Origin of the sequence: Pseudomonas mohnii (assembly GCF_900105115.1) — a bacterium.
Classification (GTDB): domain Bacteria; phylum Pseudomonadota; class Gammaproteobacteria; order Pseudomonadales; family Pseudomonadaceae; genus Aquipseudomonas; species Aquipseudomonas mohnii.
Genome location: NZ_FNRV01000001.1, coordinates 2,279,545 through 2,296,355, shown reverse-complemented (window position 1 = coordinate 2,296,355; position 16,811 = coordinate 2,279,545). Strand labels below are relative to the sequence as shown.

At 59.6% G+C, this 16,811-nt stretch carries 15 protein-coding genes; 8 read left to right on the top strand and 7 right to left on the bottom strand.

Translation table 11 applies throughout. The features are described from left to right. The first annotated feature begins 17 nt into the window (after positions 1-17). The 3 genes from BLV61_RS10755 (at position 18) to BLV61_RS10745 (ending at position 3,673) form a co-directional block, all read left to right on the top strand. Entirely contained in the window at positions 18-560 is a 543-nt protein-coding gene (locus BLV61_RS10755) for a YaeQ family protein (RefSeq protein ID WP_047532723.1), read from the top strand. A 66-nt stretch (positions 561-626) separates the two neighbouring features. Continuing rightward, entirely contained in the window at positions 627-2,336 is a 1,710-nt protein-coding gene (gene recJ, locus BLV61_RS10750; RefSeq protein ID WP_047532721.1) for a single-stranded-DNA-specific exonuclease RecJ, read from the top strand. Positions 2,337-2,563: 227 nt separating this feature from the next. Further along, entirely contained in the window at positions 2,564-3,673 is a 1,110-nt protein-coding gene (locus BLV61_RS10745) for an NADH:flavin oxidoreductase/NADH oxidase (protein WP_047532719.1), read from the top strand. A 128-nt stretch (positions 3,674-3,801) separates the two neighbouring features. Here the strand turns inward: BLV61_RS10745 and glpD are convergent, their stop codons facing one another. From glpD to BLV61_RS10725, 4 genes are all read right to left on the bottom strand, one after another. After that, the gene (gene glpD / locus BLV61_RS10740; protein WP_090464799.1) at positions 3,802-5,340 is read right to left on the bottom strand and encodes a glycerol-3-phosphate dehydrogenase; all 1,539 of its coding nucleotides are present in this window, start codon (positions 5,338-5,340) and stop codon (positions 3,802-3,804) included. A 303-nt stretch (positions 5,341-5,643) separates the two neighbouring features. After that, positions 5,644-6,399: a DeoR/GlpR family transcriptional regulator gene (locus BLV61_RS10735; RefSeq protein WP_047532714.1), complete on the bottom strand. Its 756-nt coding sequence runs from the start codon at positions 6,397-6,399 to the stop codon at positions 5,644-5,646. A 94-nt stretch (positions 6,400-6,493) separates the two neighbouring features. After that, complete coding sequence (gene glpK / locus BLV61_RS10730; protein WP_090464796.1) at positions 6,494-7,999, bottom strand: glycerol kinase GlpK; 1,506 nt, start codon at positions 7,997-7,999, stop codon at positions 6,494-6,496. Positions 8,000-8,074: 75 nt separating this feature from the next. Beyond that, a complete protein-coding gene (locus BLV61_RS10725) occupies positions 8,075-8,926 on the bottom strand; it encodes an MIP/aquaporin family protein (protein ID WP_090464793.1) in 852 nt (283 codons plus the stop codon). A gap of 324 nt (positions 8,927-9,250) precedes the next feature. On the opposite strand from BLV61_RS10725, the gene ybaK reads away from it, so the two are divergent. Next, positions 9,251-9,721, top strand: coding sequence for a Cys-tRNA(Pro) deacylase (gene ybaK / locus BLV61_RS10720; RefSeq protein ID WP_090464789.1), 471 nt, complete (start codon positions 9,251-9,253; stop codon positions 9,719-9,721). A gap of 90 nt (positions 9,722-9,811) precedes the next feature. Beyond that, positions 9,812-10,594 (top strand): PhzF family phenazine biosynthesis protein, encoded by a 783-nt coding sequence (locus BLV61_RS10715; RefSeq protein WP_090464786.1) that lies wholly within the window; start codon positions 9,812-9,814, stop codon positions 10,592-10,594. Positions 10,595-10,646: 52 nt separating this feature from the next. On the opposite strand, the gene BLV61_RS10710 is transcribed toward BLV61_RS10715, so the two are convergent. Continuing rightward, entirely contained in the window at positions 10,647-11,756 is a 1,110-nt protein-coding gene (locus BLV61_RS10710; protein ID WP_090464783.1) for an ABC transporter ATP-binding protein, read from the bottom strand. Then, positions 11,753-12,673: an ornithine carbamoyltransferase gene (argF, locus tag BLV61_RS10705; RefSeq protein WP_047532701.1), complete on the bottom strand. Its 921-nt coding sequence runs from the start codon at positions 12,671-12,673 to the stop codon at positions 11,753-11,755. The genes BLV61_RS10710 and argF overlap by 4 nt, the downstream gene beginning before the upstream one ends. 406 nt (positions 12,674-13,079) lie before the next feature. Here argF and BLV61_RS10700 point away from each other — a divergent pair, with 406 nt between their 5' ends. The 3 genes from BLV61_RS10700 to grxD all read left to right on the top strand — a co-directional run bounded on the left by BLV61_RS10700 (position 13,080) and on the right by grxD (position 16,049). Next, entirely contained in the window at positions 13,080-13,370 is a 291-nt protein-coding gene (locus BLV61_RS10700) for a type 1 glutamine amidotransferase family protein (RefSeq protein WP_047532700.1), read from the top strand. 134 nt (positions 13,371-13,504) lie between these two features. Beyond that, positions 13,505-15,610 (top strand): molybdopterin oxidoreductase family protein, encoded by a 2,106-nt coding sequence (locus tag BLV61_RS10695; RefSeq protein ID WP_090464780.1) that lies wholly within the window; start codon positions 13,505-13,507, stop codon positions 15,608-15,610. Between the two features lie 97 nt (positions 15,611-15,707). Further along, entirely contained in the window at positions 15,708-16,049 is a 342-nt protein-coding gene (gene grxD, locus BLV61_RS10690; protein WP_047532696.1) for a Grx4 family monothiol glutaredoxin, read from the top strand. A gap of 188 nt (positions 16,050-16,237) precedes the next feature. On the opposite strand, the gene bfr is transcribed toward grxD, so the two are convergent. Beyond that, entirely contained in the window at positions 16,238-16,714 is a 477-nt protein-coding gene (gene bfr, locus BLV61_RS10685; protein WP_047532694.1) for a bacterioferritin, read from the bottom strand. Positions 16,715-16,811: the final 97 nt, after the last annotated feature.

Genomic DNA, 16,811 nt, shown 5'->3' with positions numbered 1-16,811 from the left:
TATCAAGAAGCCCGTTCATGGCCCAGCCGTCCACGACTTACAAGTTTGAACTGAACCTCACCGACCTTGACCGCAGCGTTTACGAGAGCGTCAAGCAGACCATCGCCCGTCACCCTTCGGAAACCGAAGAGCGTATGACCGTGCGCCTGCTGGCCTATGCCCTCTGGTACAACGAGCAGCTGTCCTTTGGCCGTGGTCTTTCAGAAGTGGATGAACCGGCCTTGTGGGAAAAAAGCCTGGATGACCGTGTCCTGCACTGGATCGAAGTCGGCCAACCGGATGCCGAGCGCCTGACCTGGTGCTCGCGTCGTACCGAACGCACCAGCCTGCTGGCCTACGGCAGCCTGCGCGTCTGGGAAGGCAAGGTGATCCCGGCGATCAAAAACCTGAAAAACGTCAATATCGCCGCAGTGCCCCAGGAAGTGCTGGAAACCCTGGCCAAGGACATGCCTCGCGTTATCAAGTGGGACGTGATGATCAGTGAAGGGACGATTTTCGTCACTGACGACCGTGGTCAGCATGAAGTCCAGTTGCAGTGGCTGGCCGGCGAACGCGGCTGATCGTTCGCCGCTGGACCGCGTCATGCGCCTTTATCCCCCGTACTGAAGAGAAGCTCCTGTCACCCCATGCGCATTGAATCTCGCCTGTTGCCCGACCCCTTGCCATTGCTGGGTGATATTCCACCTCTGCTGACCCGACTCTACGCCGCGCGGGGCGTGCAATCCGCAGTCGAACTGGACAAGAGTCTGGCGCGGCTGATTCCGTTCCAGCAGCTCAAGGGCATTGATGCTGCCGTGGACCTGCTGGTGACCGCGCTCGAACAGCGGCAACGGATTCTGATCGTCGGCGATTTCGACGCCGATGGCGCGACGGCCAGTACCGTGGGCACGCTGGGCCTGCGTTTGCTGGGCGCGGCCCATGTCGATTACCTGGTGCCCAACCGTTTTGACTACGGTTACGGCCTGACGCCGGAGATCGTTGCCGTGGCGCTGGAGCGTCAGCCACAGCTGTTGATCACCGTGGACAACGGCATCTCCAGCGTCGAAGGTGTGGCGGCGGCGAAAAAGGCCGGCCTCAAGGTGCTGGTCACCGACCACCACTTGCCCGGTGATGAATTGCCCCAGGCCGATGCCATCGTCAATCCGAACCAGCCAGGTTGTGAGTTCCCGAGCAAGGCGCTGGCCGGCGTTGGTGTGATTTTCTATGTGCTGATGGCCTTGCGCGCGCGCTTGCGCAGCCTGGGCTGGTACGAGAACAAGCCGCAGCCGAACATCGGCGAATTGCTCGACCTCGTGGCGTTGGGCAGTGTGGCTGACGTGGTGCCGCTGGATGCCAACAACCGGATTCTGGTGCACCAGGGCCTCGAGCGGATTCGCGCCGGACGTGCGCGGCCGGGCATCAAGGCGATTCTCGAAGTGGCCAAGCGTGAGCCGGCGCGCATCACCTCCACCGACCTGGGATTCATTGTCGGCCCGCGCCTGAACGCAGCGGGGCGCCTGGATGACATGAGCCTGGGCATCGAATGCCTGCTGACCGAGGATGCGGCGCTGGCCCGCGAGATGGCCGCTCAGCTGGACGGCATGAACCAGGACCGCAAATCCATCGAGCAGGGCATGCAGCGTGAAGCGCTGGCCCAGCTCAAGGATTTGCCGGTGGATTCCATGCCGTTTGGTCTGTGTCTGTTCGATCCCGAGTGGCATCAGGGGGTCATCGGCATCCTCGCATCGCGCATGAAGGAGCGCTATTTCCGTCCGACCATTGCCTTTGCCGATGCGGGAGACGGTCTGCTCAAGGGCTCGGGGCGTTCGGTCCAGGGCTTCCATATCCGCGATGCCCTGAGCGTGGTGGCGGCGCAGCATCCGGACCTGATCAGCAAATATGGTGGCCATGCCATGGCCGCCGGTCTGACGCTGCCGGAAGCGAATTTTCCGCTGTTCGCCGAAGCCTTTGACGCCGAGGTGCGCAGGCAATTGCGCGAAGAAGACCTGACCGGGCGTCTGCTGTCGGACGGCACCCTGGCGGTCGAGGAGTTTCACCTGGAACTGGCCCGCGCGCTGCGCCATGCCGGTCCCTGGGGGCAACACTTTCCGGAGCCGCTGTTTCATGGGGTTTTCCAGTTGGTCGAGCAGCGCGTCGTCGGCGAACGGCACCTCAAAGTGGTACTGAGGAGCGAATGTGGTTCGGTGAAACTGGATGGCATTGCCTTTGGTATCGACCGCGATATCTGGCCGAATCCGACCATCAAGTGGGTGGAGCTGGCCTACAAGCTCGACGTCAACGAGTTCCGCGGCAACGAGACCGTTCAACTGATGATTGCCCACATCGAACCGCGATAGCGTTTGTGGCGAGGGAGCAAGGACTGTGCTGTGTGCGGATTGTCTGTTTCATTCCTGAACCTCCCCCATCCCCCATTGTCGACTAGGCTCTAAGCACTGCTTGATAATCCTTGTGACGTCTTGTCGAATTTTTTGCCCGCGGGGGCGGGTGCTGCACTTGTTTCCTGTCACTCGTCGACTTTTCAAACAGAACCCTGGAGCCTGACCACTGATTCGAGAGGTGCCCCATGAGTCTGCTGCTTGAACCCTATACCCTTCGTCAACTGACCCTGCTCAACCGCATTGCGGTATCACCGATGTGCCAGTATTCCAGTGTGGATGGCCTGGCCAATGACTGGCACTTGGTCCACCTCGGCAGCCGCGCCATCGGCGGGGCCGGACTGATATTCACCGAAGCCACGGCGGTCACGGCCGACGGGCGCATCACCGCGCAAGACCTTGGTTTGTGGAACGATGAGCAAATCGAGCCGCTGCAACGCATCACCCGCTTCATTGCTGCCCAAGGCGCCGTTGCGGGTATCCAGTTGGCGCACGCAGGGCGAAAGGCCAGCACCTATCGGCCGTGGCTGGGCAAGCATGGCAGCGTCAAGATCGAAGAGGGCGGCTGGCTTCCGGTCGGCCCGTCACCGATCGCGTTCGACCCCCAGCACACTCAGCCCAGGCAGCTTGATGACGGCGAAATCGCCAACGTCATTCAGGCCTTCGTCGATTCGGCCAAGCGCGCGCTGATCGCCGGTTTCAAAGTGGTCGAGGTGCATGCGGCCCATGGTTATCTGTTGCACCAGTTTCTTTCGCCTTTGAGTAATCAACGGCGCGATCAGTACGGCGGCTCATTCGAAAATCGCATCCGCCTGGTGCTGCAAGTCACCGAAGCGGTGCGCGCGGTGTGGCCCGAAGAGTTGCCGCTGTTTGTCCGGGTTTCGGCCACTGACTGGGTGGAAGACGGCTGGAATCCCGATGAAACCGTCGAGCTGGCGCGGCGGCTCAAGGCGCTGGGTGTGGACCTGATCGATGTTTCGTCCGGCGGCACGGCGGCGAATGCGGAAATTCCCACTGGGCCTGGTTATCAGACCCGCTTCGCCGAGCGGGTTCGCAAGGAATCGGAAATCGCGACTGGCACCGTAGGAATGATCACCGAGCCGGCTCAGGCCGAACACATTCTGCGCACCTGTCAGGCGGATATCATTTTCCTGGCCCGCGAGTTGTTGCGTGATCCTTACTGGCCGCTGCACGCGGATGACGATCTCGGCGGACGCAAAGCCATCTGGCCGGCGCAATACCAGCGGGCGACGCACCGTGATCAGCCCATCCATGAATCAGATTTGCGGGATATATGAGACAGCGCCTCTTGTAGGAGCGAGCCTGCTCGCGATGGACGTCAACGATAACGCGCTCTGCCGGATACCCCGCGTTGCCCTGGCGTTTTTCGCGAGCATGCTCGCTCCTACAGTATCAAGCGGTGCAATCAGGCTGCTTCGATCTTGCTGCGGTGCTGCTCGACCTTGTTCAGGTAATCCTTGAGCTTGTCCTGTTCCGCGGCCGTGGTGAACAACCCGAGCTTGCTGCGGCGCCACAGGATGTCGTGTGCGGTGGTGGCCCACTCTTCACTGCACAGGTAATCGACTTCGCGGGTGTAGAGGCCGCCACCGATGTGTTCGCCCATGTCGCTGAGGTTCTGTACGCCTTCGAGCAGACGCCAGGTACGGCTGCCGTAGGTGGTCGCCCAGCGGCGCGAAATTTCTGTCGGGACCCAGTCGAACTTGTCGCGAATTAACGCGCTCAGCGCTTGCGGGGTGGTCATGTCTTCGCCGCCCGGCAAGGTCGCGTTGGCGGTCCAGCTCGGCTTCATCTGCGCAAAGTACGGCGCCAGTTGCGCCAGCGCCGATTCGGCCAGTTTGCGGTAGGTGGTCAGCTTGCCACCGAATACCGACAACAACGGTGCTTCTTCGCCACTGCCCGACAACGCCAGGGTGTAATCGCGGGTGACGGCCGACGGGTTGTCGGATTCGTCGTTGCACAGCGGACGCACGCCGGAATAGCTGTGCAGGATGTCATCGCGGCTGATTTGCTTTTTGAAGTGAGCATTGACCACTTTGAGCAGGTAATCGGTTTCGCCTTCAGTGATCGCCACCTTTGCCGGATCACCCGTGTATTCGCGGTCGGTGGTGCCGATCAGGGTGAAATGGTTCAGGTAAGGAATGGTGAACACGATGCGCTGATCTTCGTTTTGCAGAATGTGCGCGTGCTCGCCTTCGTACAGCTTCGGCACGATCAGGTGGCTGCCCTGGATCAGGCGGATGCCGTAGGGCGATTCCATCTTCAGGTCGTCGCGGATGAACTTGGCGACCCATGGGCCAGCGGCATTCACCAGCGCCTTGGCACGGATCGAAAACAGACTGCCATCGGCGCGCTCCAGATGCAGGTGCCACAGGCCTTTGGTGCGACGAGCGCTGACGCAACGGGTCTGGGTATGGACATGGGCACCTTGCTCCCGGGCGGCCATGGCATTGAGCACCACCAGCCGGGCATCGTCGACCCAGCAGTCGGAGTATTCGAAGCCCTTGGTGATTTCACTTTTCAGTGCGCTATCGGGACCGAACTTCAGGCTTTTCGAACCGGCGAGTTTTTCCCGTTTGCCAAGATGGTCGTACAGGAACAGGCCGGCACGAATCATCCAGGCGGGTCGCAGGTGCGGGCGATGCGGCAGCACGAAGCGCATTGGCTTGACGATGTGCGGAGCCTTGGCCAGCAGCACCTCGCGCTCGGCCAGGGCTTCGCGCACCAGACGGAATTCGTAGTGTTCGAGATAACGCAGGCCGCCATGGATCAGCTTGCTGCTGGCCGACGAGGTATGGCTGGCCAAATCATCCTTTTCGCAAAGGAACACCGACAGACCGCGACCGGCGGCATCCGCTGCGATCCCTACGCCATTGATCCCGCCACCAATGACGGCGATATCGTAGACCTCGGCAAGAGGGGGCGTGGGCAAGATAGAAGTGGGCATCGGCTCGGGCCTCGGGATTCTTTGATGTTCTGTATTTGAAATCGAACATAAATGTTCATTTGCGAAAATACTAGCCCATAAAGACGCACGCAGCCAGTCAGATTCGATTGAAAAAACTCATCGAATGACGATGAAAGGAAAATTTACGAACATTGAGAGTGTAAGCGGACGGCTTTGGTGGCGAGGGAGCTTGCTCCCGTCGCTTTTGCGGCGAGTTCAGTGGGTCTAAATGAACTCAATTGAAGGGGTGAGGGCCGCTTCGCAGCCCAGCGGGAGCAACCTCCCTCGCCACGGGGGATGTGCTTAAACGACTTCCAGTCTGACTTTGTGCTGGCTCAAAAGCTGCGCCAGCGCAGGGGAAGGCTGCTGATCCGTGACCAGACAATCAACCAGGCTGATCGGCCCCAGGCGAATCATGGCGTTGCGCCCGAACTTACTGGAGTCAGCGGCCAGAATCACTTGTCGGGCATTGGCGATGATCGCCTGGGAAACCCGCACTTCCTGATAATCGAAATCCAGCAGACTGCCGTCTTCATCGATGCCGCTGATGCCGACCAGGGCGAAATCGACCTTGAACTGGTTGATGAAATCGACACTGGCCTGACCGACCACGCCACCGTCACGTCGCACATTGCCCCCGGTCAGCAGGACATCGAAGTCGTCCTTGGCGCTGAGCATCGATGCCACATGCAGGTTGTTGGTGATGATTTTGAGATGGCTATGGTTGAGCAGCGCCCGGGCAATCGATTCGGTGGTCGTGCCGATATTGATGAACAGCGAGGCGTGATCGGGGATCTGTGCGGCGATGGCTTCGCCGATACGCTGTTTCTCGTCGCGCATCTGATCGGCGCGCATGGCGTAGGCGGTGTTTTCGACGCTGGAGTCGTAGGCTGCGCCGCCGTGGTAGCGGCGCAACAAATTGGCTTCCGCCAGCTGATTGATATCGCGGCGAATGGTCTGCGGTGTAACAACGAACAGCGTGGCCATTTCCTCGATACTGACGTACCCGCGTTCGCGGACCAGTTCGAGAATTTGCTGCTGACGGGGAGGCAGATTCATGGGGCGTCCTTTGGGCTGCCGAGCAAAATTTGCCCATGATGCCGCAGGAATCTCCTCCCGACCAGTTACTCGCGGATACAGCCCGCAGCCTGGCTTATTCAGCCCCTTCGTGCGGCTCCCAATCGCGGGTGCGGCTGACGGCTTTTTTCCAGCCGGCGTAGAGTTTTTCCTTCGCCGCTTCGTCCAGCGCCGGTTCGAACTTGCGTTCAATAACCGCCTTGCCGCGCAGTTCTTCCAGGCTGCCCCAGAAGCCGCAGGCCAAGCCTGCCAGGTACGCGGCACCCAGTGCGGTGGTCTCGCGCATTTGCGGGCGCTCGACCTGCGTGCCGAGGATGTCGGCCTGGAACTGCATGAGGAAGTTGTTCGCCACGGCGCCGCCGTCCACGCGCAGGGCCTTGAGGCGTTCGCCGGCGTCTTGCTGCATGGCGTCGAGTACGTCGCGGGTCTGGTAGGCAATCGACTCCAGTGCTGCACGAATGATGTGATCCACACGGACGCCGCGAGTCAGGCCGAACAGTGCGCCACGGGCATAGGGGTCCCAGTACGGCGCGCCCAGTCCGGTGAACGCCGGTACCAGGTACACGCCGTTACTGTCCTTGACCTTGTTGGCGAAGTATTCGGTGTCGTGGGCGTCGTTGATGATTTTCAGCTCATCGCGCAACCACTGGACGGTGGAGCCGCCATTGAACACGGCGCCTTCCAGGGCGTAGGCCACTTCACCGCGCGGACCGCACGCGATGGTGGTGAGCATGCCGTGTCTGGACTTCACGGCTTTGTCGCCGGTGTTCATCAGCAGGAAACAGCCGGTGCCGTAGGTGTTCTTGGCCTGACCTGCTTCAACGCACATCTGGCCGAACAGCGCCGCTTGCTGGTCGCCGGCGATCCCGCCGATGGCGATGCCGCTTTTGGTATGGCCGTAGATCTCCGACGACGATTTCACCTGGGGCAGCATTTCCCGCGGGATGTCCAGCACCTCCAGCATCTTCGCGTCCCACTCCAGAGTGTGGATGTTGAAGAGCATGGTGCGCGAGGCGTTGGTGTAGTCGGTGACGTGGACCTTGCCGCCGGTAAATTTCCAGATCAGCCAGCTGTCGACGGTGCCGAACAACAACTCGCCGTTGCGCGCGCGTTCACGGCTGCCTTCGACGTTATCAAGGATCCACTTGAGCTTGGTGCCGGAGAAATAGGGGTCGGTCACCAGGCCCGTAGTCTCGCTGATGTATTGCTCGTGGCCATCACGCTTGAGCTGCTGGCAGATCTCGGTGCTGCGGCGGCACTGCCAGACGATTGCGTTATAAATCGGTCGACCGGTGTTCTTGTCCCAGACCACGGTGGTTTCACGTTGGTTGGTGATGCCGATGGCGGCGACCTGATCGTGATGCAGGCCGGCCTGAGCCAGGGCCTCGACCATCACGGCGCTTTGGGTGGCGAAGATTTCCATCGGGTCGTGTTCGACCCAGCCCGCTTGCGGGTAATGCTGGGCGAATTCGCGCTGTGCGGTGCAGACCACGTTGGCGTCACGGTCGAAGATGATCGCGCGGGAGCTGGTCGTACCCTGATCGAGGGCAATGATGTAGTTCTTATTCTGTGTGTCGGTCATGTCGATTGCCTTGGACGAAATAAGGGAGTGAGGTCTGGCGCGCGATTGAATGGGCAGAATCACGTGCCAACGGTATCAAGAAATTCTTGGTTTGCCGTCAATGGCCGGTGCTGTGTCCTTTGTAGCAGGTGCGACGCTCGGCAGATGGCGGGCAATAACGCCGCGATAGGCTGCGGCGCCGAGGCAGGCCCCGATAATCGGTGCGAAAACCGGAACCAGGAAGTACGGGATATCACGCCCGCCGGTGAAAGAAATGTCACCCCAGCCAGCGAAGAACGTCATCAATTTAGGGCCGAAATCACGGGCGGGGTTCATGGCGAAACCGGTCAGCGGTCCCATCGAACTGCCGATCACCGCGATCAGCAAGCCAATCAGGATCGGCGCCAGCGGGCCGTTCGGCAGGCCATTGTTGTCGTCCGTCAGGGACATGATCACGCCCATCAAAATGGCGGTGATGATCACCTCGACCAGAAAGGCCTGTGAGGTGGACAGGCTCGGATTGGGAAAGGTGGAGAACACCGACGCCAATTCCAGGCTGGCTTCAGTGCCGCGAACCATATGATGAGTTTGTTCGAAATCGAAGAATAGATTGCTGTATAGCGTGTAAACCAACAAGGCGCCACAAAAGGCACCCGCCACTTGGGCCAGGATGTAAAACGGCAGTTTGCGCTTTTCGAAGTCGGCGAAAATGCTCAGTGCGATGCTGACGGCAGGGTTGAGATGAGCGCCGGAAACTCCGGCGGTCAAGTAAATCGCCATGCTTACACCGATACCCCAGATGATGCTGATTTCCCACAGACCAAAGCTGGCGCCCGCGACTTTGAGGGCGGCGACGCAACCCGTACCAAAAAAGATCAGCAGCGCAGTGCCCAGGAATTCGGCCATGCACTGGCTCGAGAGTGATGGTTGTTGTAAAGCGGTTGTCATCGAAACCTCATTTTTTATTGTCTGGCGCTTTTTTTTCATCATGATCAAAGCGCGTTTTTCACCGGGTCAGGATCCCCATCCAGTGCCCGGTTTGTGGCTAGGTGCTGCGGTAGGACATTTTGTGCAGTTTCAAAAACGAAAAAATATAGACAAGAAACACTGCTGTCAAAGGTCGAAAGTGAACCATCAGTCAGAATGCAACTATTCGTCGCATGAATGACCTATTGATTGAATGGACGGAAGGGCGCGCCATAGAGCCTTTTGTTAACCAATGTCCTAGAATCCCGCCCAATATTTTCTACTGCCGCCAAGTCTGGAGCTGTCATGACCCCCGCATTGGATTTGTTGAAAAAAGTTCGGGCCGAACACCGAGTGCACAGCTATGAGCATGACCCGAAGGCCGCTTCCTATGGGTTGGAGGCGGCGGAGAAGCTCGGGCTCGACCCTGCGCAGGTGTTCAAAACCTTGCTGGCAGCCAGTGAGAAAGGAGAGTTGCTGGTCGCGGTAGTGCCGGTTGCGGGCACCTTGGACTTGAAGGCCCTGGCTCACGCGGCCGGGGTGAAAAAGGTCGAAATGTCCGACCCGGCGGCGGCGCAGCGTTCAACCGGTTATCTGTTGGGTGGGATCAGCCCGTTGGGGCAGAAGAAGCGCTTGCGCACGTTTATCGATAATTCGGCTCAGCCTTTTACGAGCATTTTTGTCAGCGCAGGTCGACGCGGTCTGGAAGTTGAATTGGCCCCTGCCGTGCTCGCCGAACACACCCAGGCGACGTTCGCTGACATCGGGCGTGCCTGAGCCGCTGTATGGCGAAAATTAGCCTGCACTGTCACTGGTGCAGCGTTTTCGACCGCTGCATGCTCAAGGGCAAAACACAAGGAGACGGTTATGCAGCTTGAGTTTCACCAGGTCGATGCGTTCAGTGATCGGCCATTTGGCGGCAACCCGGCAATGGTTTACCGGCTCGATGCCTGGCTCGCCGATGAATTGATGCAGAAAATCGCCGCGGAGCACAATCTCGCTGAAACGGCTTTCGTGGTACGTGAAGGGCAGGGTTGGCACATCCGCTGGTTCACTCCGACCACCGAGGTTCCATTGTGCGGTCATGCAACGCTGGCCAGCGCTTATGTATTGTTTGAAATCTATAAAGAGCCGGTCGAGCGTCTGGACTTCACCTGTCAATCCGGTCCGCTGAGTGTGAGCCGCGACGGTGGGCGTCTGTGGCTGGACTTTCCGGCGATCGTTCCTTCGGAAATAGGTGTGAGCCTGGAAGTCGAGCACGCCCTGGGCGTGGAAGCCATCGATGTGCTGGGTTCGAATGAGCTGTTCGTGGTGCTGGGGTCCGAGCAGGCGGTGCTCGACTGCAAGCCTGACATGGTTGCCTTGGCGAAGCTGCCCTGGCTGGGGGCGATCGTGACCGCCCGGGGCACTCAGCACGATTTCGTGTCGCGCTATTTCGCTCCGGCCATTGGCATCAATGAAGATCCCGTGACCGGGTCGACCCATTGCTGCCTGATTCCGTACTGGTCGGCGCGGTTGGGCAAGTCGAACCTGACGGCTTATCAATGTTCGGCGCGGGGCGGAGAGTTGTTCTGCCGATTGGAGGGGGAGCGGGTGAAGATCGGTGGGAATGCGACGCTGGTGGCGAGCGGAACGTTGAGGCTGGGTTAAACCGATTCCTTTGTGGGAACGAGCTTGCTCGCTCCCACAGGGATTGTGTTTCTCAGTGAGTAGCGCTGTACCGCCGGACACCAGATTCGACGACCGGAATCTGTGCCGCCGTGCTGCCGGAAGCCTGGAACAGCACCAGGTGTTCCGCCGCAACACGAATGCCCACCTCCACACCCGCCTGATGATCGACATGGCTGGGGAAGATTGACTCCAGTTGCGCGCCGGTCGCCAGTTGCAGGCGATACAAGGTCGATGCGCCAAGGAACGTCTTGCCAACGATCCGCGCCTTCAGCGCGCTGTCCGGTGCATAGACGATATCGTCCGGACGCAACAACACATCCACTGCACCACCGACTGGCAAAGTGTAGGCACGGTTGCCGCGCAACACGCCCAATTCGGTCTGCACCGACTCAGGACTGCTCAGTTGGCCACGAATGAAGTAACCCTGGCCGATGAAGCTGGCCACAAAGGGTGTCAGCGGTTCGTGATAGAGGTTGTAGGGCGTATCCCACTGCTCCAGCCGACCTTCCTTGAACACGCCAACGTGATCACTGACGGCGAATGCTTCTTCCTGATCGTGGGTCACCAGAATCGCACTGGTGCCGCGGGCCTTGAGGATGTCACGAACCTCATGGCTGAGCTTGCGGCGCAATTCACCATCGAGATTGGAAAACGGTTCGTCGAGCAGTAGCAGCTGCGGCTCCGGCGCCAGGGCGCGGGCCAGGGCGACACGTTGCTGTTGGCCGCCGGAAAGCTCATGGGGAAAGCGCTTGCCGAGGTTTTTCAGGTTGACCAGTTCCAGCAGCTCTTCGGTGACGCGATCCTTTTGCGGGTGCTTGCGGATCCCGAAGGCAATGTTGTCGGCCACGCTCAAATGGGGAAACAGCGCGTAGTCCTGAAACACCATGCCGATGCGGCGCTTCTCCGGTGCAAGGGTGAAGCCTGCACTGGAAATCGTTTCGCCCGCCAGCTGGATGTCACCTTCATGCACCGGTTCGAAACCGGCAATCGCACGCAGGGTGGTGGTCTTGCCGCAGCCTGAAGAGCCGAGCAGGCAACCGATGTCGCCCGCATTCAAATGCAGGTTGAGGTTCTGCACGACCCGCTGGTCTTGATAGCCGCAGGCGAGGTTGCGCAGGTTAAGCAGGAGTGGCTGACTCATGCGTGGTGGTACGAAGGCGGAACGAGAAATTCGAGCAGGGCCTTTTGCGCGTGGAGACGGTTTTCAGCCTGGTCCCACGCGACCGAGCGCGGGTCGTCGAGCAGATCCACACTGATTTCTTCGCCCCGGTGCGCGGGCAGGCAGTGCATGAACAGAACGTCGGGGGCAGCCAGGTCAAGCAGGGCACGATTGACCTGGTATGGCGCGAACAGCTCTAGACGCTTGGCGGTTTCCTCTTCCTGGCCCATGGAGGTCCAGACATCGGTGCTGACCAGATGCGCGCCGCGTACGGCATCTTTCGGATCACGCACGATGGTTACCCGATCGCCGGCCTGGGCCAGAAACTCCGGGTTCGGCTCATAGCCTTCTGGGCAGGCGACGCGCAACTGGAAGTCGAACTGGATCGCCGCTTCTATATAGCTGTTGCACATGTTGTTGCCGTCACCGATCCAGGCCACGGTCTTGCCCTGGATGGCGCCGCGGTGTTCGAGGAAGGTCTGCATGTCGGCCAGCAACTGGCACGGGTGCAAATCGTCGGACAGCCCGTTGATCAGCGGCACGCGCGAATTGGCGGCGAATTGGGTCAGGGTGCTGTGGGAAAACGTGCGGATCATCACCGCATCGAGCATGCTCGACATGACGATGGCAGCATCACTGATCGGCTCGCCACGGCCCAGTTGGGTGTCGCGTGGCGACAGGAAGATCGCCTGGCCACCGAGCTGGATCATGCCGGCTTCGAAGGAAATGCGGGTGCGGGTCGAGGATTTTTCGAAAATCATCCCGAGCACGCGATTTTTCAGGGGCTCGAACAGTACGCCGCGGTTACGCAGGTCCTTGAGCTCAACGCCTCGACGGATCACGCTGACCAGCTCTTCGGGCGTGCAATCCATCAGGGAGAGAAAGTGCCTTGCGCTCATCATTGACTACCTTTTTGCTACAAACCGCAGATGCTCAAAGCCTTGTTTAACGGAACAACGGGCGAGACCTGCGGCGTAAGCCGCACGGGGCGACGAAATAAGGGAAGGCGCGATCTTATAATTAAATGTCGCGTCTTACCAATAGGGCTACGGTTTTTAGGGGATTTCAGAGGGGCTACGGGTTCACCGCAGTAGCGCTTTTGAAGCCTGTTTCCTGACAGTAGCCGGGTCTTTGTACACCGGCCCCGCTCAGCTTGGCAATCGAGCGAGGCGTTGGCGGTGTTTTGTGGTCGGTTTTCTGACCTGTTGTTTGCAGGCTTCGTGCACAGCGCTGCCAATCTGAAACATTTGCTAACGCAAGGTGCTGGGGTATAAATAAATCACGAGTGATGCAGGAAGCCTTGGCATGGAATCGAAAGAACAGCAGTTGATGGAATTGCTCGGCCTGACGGCCCGCTCCCTGACTCACCTGACCGCCTCGATGACCTCGATGTCCTTCGAACTCTTGCGAAGTGACGACAAAGTGACCCGGGAAGCCGCGCGACGCATGATCGACCGCATGGTTACCATCAGCGCCGGGCTGGACGAGCATTGGCGCCTGATCGGCGAACTGACCGGAGTGCAGGCCGCCCACGAACCGATCGAAACCCTGCAGCAGCTTCAGTCGCAGGTGCCGCCCGGGCTGCCATCGAGCTGATCGGCAGCCGCCATCGGCTGGCCTGATGGCCACCAATTCACAAGACGAACGTCGCTGGCGCGCTGGCGGGGCAGGCGCCATAGTTTTGTTCCCGCGGCCGACATTGCCCGCCCAGAACAAGACAGAGACTGGCCATGACCAAGACTCTCCATCACCGTGCGTGCCACCTGTGTGAAGCCATCTGCGGCCTGACCATCGAAACCACCGAGTTCGAAGGCCGTGTGCAGATCACCTCGATCAAGGGCGATCCGCTGGATACGTTCAGCCGTGGGCATATCTGCCCCAAGGCTGTCGCCCTGCAGGACCTTCAGAACGACCCGGACCGCCTGCATCAACCCATGTTACGCGTGGGCAGCGAATGGCAGCCCATCGAGTGGCAGGACGCTTTCAACCTTGTGGCCGAACGCCTGGCGGCGATTCAGGAGCGTCATGGGCAAAACGCGGTGGCGGTCTATCAAGGCAACCCCAGCGTGCACAACTATGGGCTGATGACCCACAGCAATTATTTCCTCGGTCTGTTGAAAACCCGCAACCGGTTTTCCGCGACGTCGGTCGATCAATTGCCCCATCACCTGACCAGTCATTTGATGTATGGCCACGGTCTGTTGCTGCCGATCCCGGACATCGATCACACCGACTTCATGCTGATCCTCGGCGGTAATCCGCTGGCGTCCAACGGCAGCATCATGACCGTACCGGATGTGGAAAAACGCCTGAAGGCGATCCAGGCCCGGGGCGGCAAAGTGGTGGTGGTCGACCCGCGCCGCAGCGAAACGGCGGCGATCGCCGACCAGCATCTGTTCGTGCGCCCAGGTGGCGACGCAGCCTTGCTGTTCGGCTTGCTCAATACCTTGTTTGCCGAGGGCTTGACCCGCGACAGTCATCTGCCCGTGGAGGGGCTGGAGGATGTGCGCGAGGCTGTCGCCGCTTTCACCGCCGAGGCCATGAGCCCGTTATGCGCGGTGCCGGCCGAGCAGATCCGCCAGTTGGCGCGGGACTTCGCCGCAGCGCCAAGCGCGGTTTGCTACGGCCGCATGGGCGTCTCGACCCAAGCGTTCGGCACGCTGTGCCACTGGGTTGTGCAGTTGATCAATCTGGTCACCGGTAACCTCGATCGCGTCGGGGGCGCGATGTGCACTGAGCCGGCGGTGGACCTGGTGGCCTCCACATCGGGTGGACACTTCAATCTGTGGCAGAGCCGTGTGTCGGGGCGCCCAGAATATGCTGGCGAGTTGCCCGTGTCGGCGCTGGCCGAGGAGATGCTGACCGAGGGAGAAGGGCAGGTCCGTGCGCTGATCACCGTGGCGGGCAATCCGGTATTGTCCACGCCCAATGGCCGACAACTGGAACAGGCGCTGGACGGGCTGGAGTTCATGGTCAGCGTCGATTTGTACATCAATGAAACCACTCGATATGCCGACCTGATCCTGCCATCCACCTCGGCGCTGGAAAATGACCACTACGACACCACGTTCAATATGTTTGCGGTGCGTAACGTCAGTCGTTTCAATCGCGCAATCCTGGCCAAGCCCGAAGGCGCGCTGCATGACTGGGAGATTTTCGTCGGGCTGGCCAAGGCCTTCGCCGCGAAAACCGGCAAGGAGTTGAAACCGACCATGGCGCCGGCGCAGATGATCGATCGCGGTTTGCGCATGGGGTCGTATGGCGATGCCTCGGAACACAAACTGTCTTTGGCAACGCTGTTCGATCATCCCCATGGGGTCGATCTTGGGGCGCTGAAACCCAATCTGGCGCCACGTCTGAAAACCGCCAACCAGAGTGTACAGGCCGCTCCCGCAGTGATCCTCGCCGACCTGGCGCGCTTTGCGGCACTGCAGGCACCGGCCGCCGATGAATTGTTGATGATTGGTCGTCGGCATGTGCGCAGCAACAATTCGTGGATGCACAACTATCACCGTCTGGTGAAGGGCAAGCCGCGTCATCAGTTGTTGATGCACCCGGATGACCTGGCCAGTCGCGGCTTGAACGACGGGCAGCGTGTGCGGGTCAGCTCCCGGGTCGGCACGATCGAAGTTGAAGTGCTCAGCAGCCTGGATATGATGAAAGGTGTGGTCAGCCTTCCGCACGGTTGGGGCCATGCGCGACCCGGTGTGCAAATGACCATTGCCAGCGGCCAGCCAGGCTCCAGCGCCAACGACCTGACGGATGAGTGTCAACTCGATGAATTGTCGGGCAATGCGGCGTTGAACGGTGTTCCGGTGACCGTGGCGGCGGCCTGATCGTATCTGACGGAGAGACCGAGCAGGGTGCTCGGCTTTCCGTTACAATGCGCCACCGTGCCGACCCATGAGTCGGAAAGTTCAGCCGAGGTGCTCCATGGATATCATCGAAACGATTAAAGAGCAGATTGCCAACAACACCATTCTGCTTTACATGAAAGGCTCGCCGAATGCCCCGCAGTGTGGCTTCTCCGCGAAAGCCGCGCAGGCCGTGATGGCGTGCGGTGAAAAGTTTGCGTACGTGGACATCCTGCAAAACCCGGAAATCCGCGCCAACCTGCCAAAATACGCCAACTGGCCAACCTTCCCGCAACTGTGGGTGGCGGGTGAGCTGGTTGGCGGTAGCGACATCATGACCGAGATGTCCGCTGATGGTTCGCTGCAGGCGCTGATCAAGGACGCTGCTGCCAAGGCTGCTGCTCAGAAGACCGAAGCCTGATTCGCTTCCTGTAGGAGCGAGCCCGCTCGCGATGGGCTAAAGAGCGCTGTGGGGAACCAGGTTCCCCGCGTTATCGTTAACGACCATCGCGAGCAAGCTCAGCTCCTGCAAGAGCAAGTACAAAAAAAGCCCCGCCTCCTTGAAAGAGAGCGGGGCTTTTTATTGCATCGAGATCAATTGCGTAGAACTTACTCGTCGTCGCCCATCTGCGATTGCAGGTAGTTCTCGATACCAATCTTGTCGATCAGGCCAAGTTGAGTTTCCAGCCAGTCGATATGTTCTTCTTCCGACTCAAGGATATCTTCAAGCAGTTCACGGCTGCCGAAGTCACCCACTGTTTCGCAATGAGCAATGGCCACCTTGAGGTCGGCATGACCGGTGCGTTCGATGCGCAGATCGCACTCAAGCATTTCCTTGGTGTGTTCGCCGATGTGCAGCTTGCCCAGGTCCTGAACGTTCGGCAGGCCCTCCAGGAACAGGATGCGCTTGATCAGCTTGTCCGCGTGCTTCATCTCGTCAATGGATTCGTCGTACTCGTGCTTGCCGAGTTTGTTCAGGCCCCAATCCTCATACATGCGTGCATGCAGAAAGTACTGATTGATCGCGACCAGCTCATTGCCAAGGATTTTGTTGAGATGCTGGATGACTGTTACGTCGCCTTTCATGATGGGGTCCTGCCCTTTATTAGCTATCAATAAGTCGGAGTTTGAGCTGCACACTTAATAGTGTCAAACCTAAGTTATTGAAACTTATATGAAAATT

What these genes read in the sequence shown, in the direction of transcription:
- glpK (WP_090464796.1), bottom strand. Translation starts at nt 7,999, where the DNA reads ATGACCGACACACAGAATAAGAACTACATCATTGCCCTCGATCAGGGT.
- BLV61_RS10725 (WP_090464793.1), bottom strand. Translation starts at nt 8,926, where the DNA reads ATGACAACCGCTTTACAACAACCATCACTCTCGAGCCAGTGCATGGCC.
- BLV61_RS10735 (WP_047532714.1), bottom strand. Translation starts at nt 6,399, where the DNA reads ATGAATCTGCCTCCCCGTCAGCAGCAAATTCTCGAACTGGTCCGCGAA.
- BLV61_RS10715 (WP_090464786.1), top strand. Translation starts at nt 9,812, where the DNA reads ATGCAGCTTGAGTTTCACCAGGTCGATGCGTTCAGTGATCGGCCATTT.
- BLV61_RS10755 (WP_047532723.1), top strand. Translation starts at nt 18, where the DNA reads ATGGCCCAGCCGTCCACGACTTACAAGTTTGAACTGAACCTCACCGAC.
- BLV61_RS10710 (WP_090464783.1), bottom strand. Translation starts at nt 11,756, where the DNA reads ATGAGTCAGCCACTCCTGCTTAACCTGCGCAACCTCGCCTGCGGCTAT.
- grxD (WP_047532696.1), top strand. Translation starts at nt 15,708, where the DNA reads ATGGATATCATCGAAACGATTAAAGAGCAGATTGCCAACAACACCATT.
- recJ (WP_047532721.1), top strand. Translation starts at nt 627, where the DNA reads ATGCGCATTGAATCTCGCCTGTTGCCCGACCCCTTGCCATTGCTGGGT.
- BLV61_RS10700 (WP_047532700.1), top strand. Translation starts at nt 13,080, where the DNA reads ATGGAATCGAAAGAACAGCAGTTGATGGAATTGCTCGGCCTGACGGCC.
- BLV61_RS10695 (WP_090464780.1), top strand. Translation starts at nt 13,505, where the DNA reads ATGACCAAGACTCTCCATCACCGTGCGTGCCACCTGTGTGAAGCCATC.
- bfr (WP_047532694.1), bottom strand. Translation starts at nt 16,714, where the DNA reads ATGAAAGGCGACGTAACAGTCATCCAGCATCTCAACAAAATCCTTGGC.
- ybaK (WP_090464789.1), top strand. Translation starts at nt 9,251, where the DNA reads ATGACCCCCGCATTGGATTTGTTGAAAAAAGTTCGGGCCGAACACCGA.
- argF (WP_047532701.1), bottom strand. Translation starts at nt 12,673, where the DNA reads ATGAGCGCAAGGCACTTTCTCTCCCTGATGGATTGCACGCCCGAAGAG.
- glpD (WP_090464799.1), bottom strand. Translation starts at nt 5,340, where the DNA reads ATGCCCACTTCTATCTTGCCCACGCCCCCTCTTGCCGAGGTCTACGAT.
- BLV61_RS10745 (WP_047532719.1), top strand. Translation starts at nt 2,564, where the DNA reads ATGAGTCTGCTGCTTGAACCCTATACCCTTCGTCAACTGACCCTGCTC.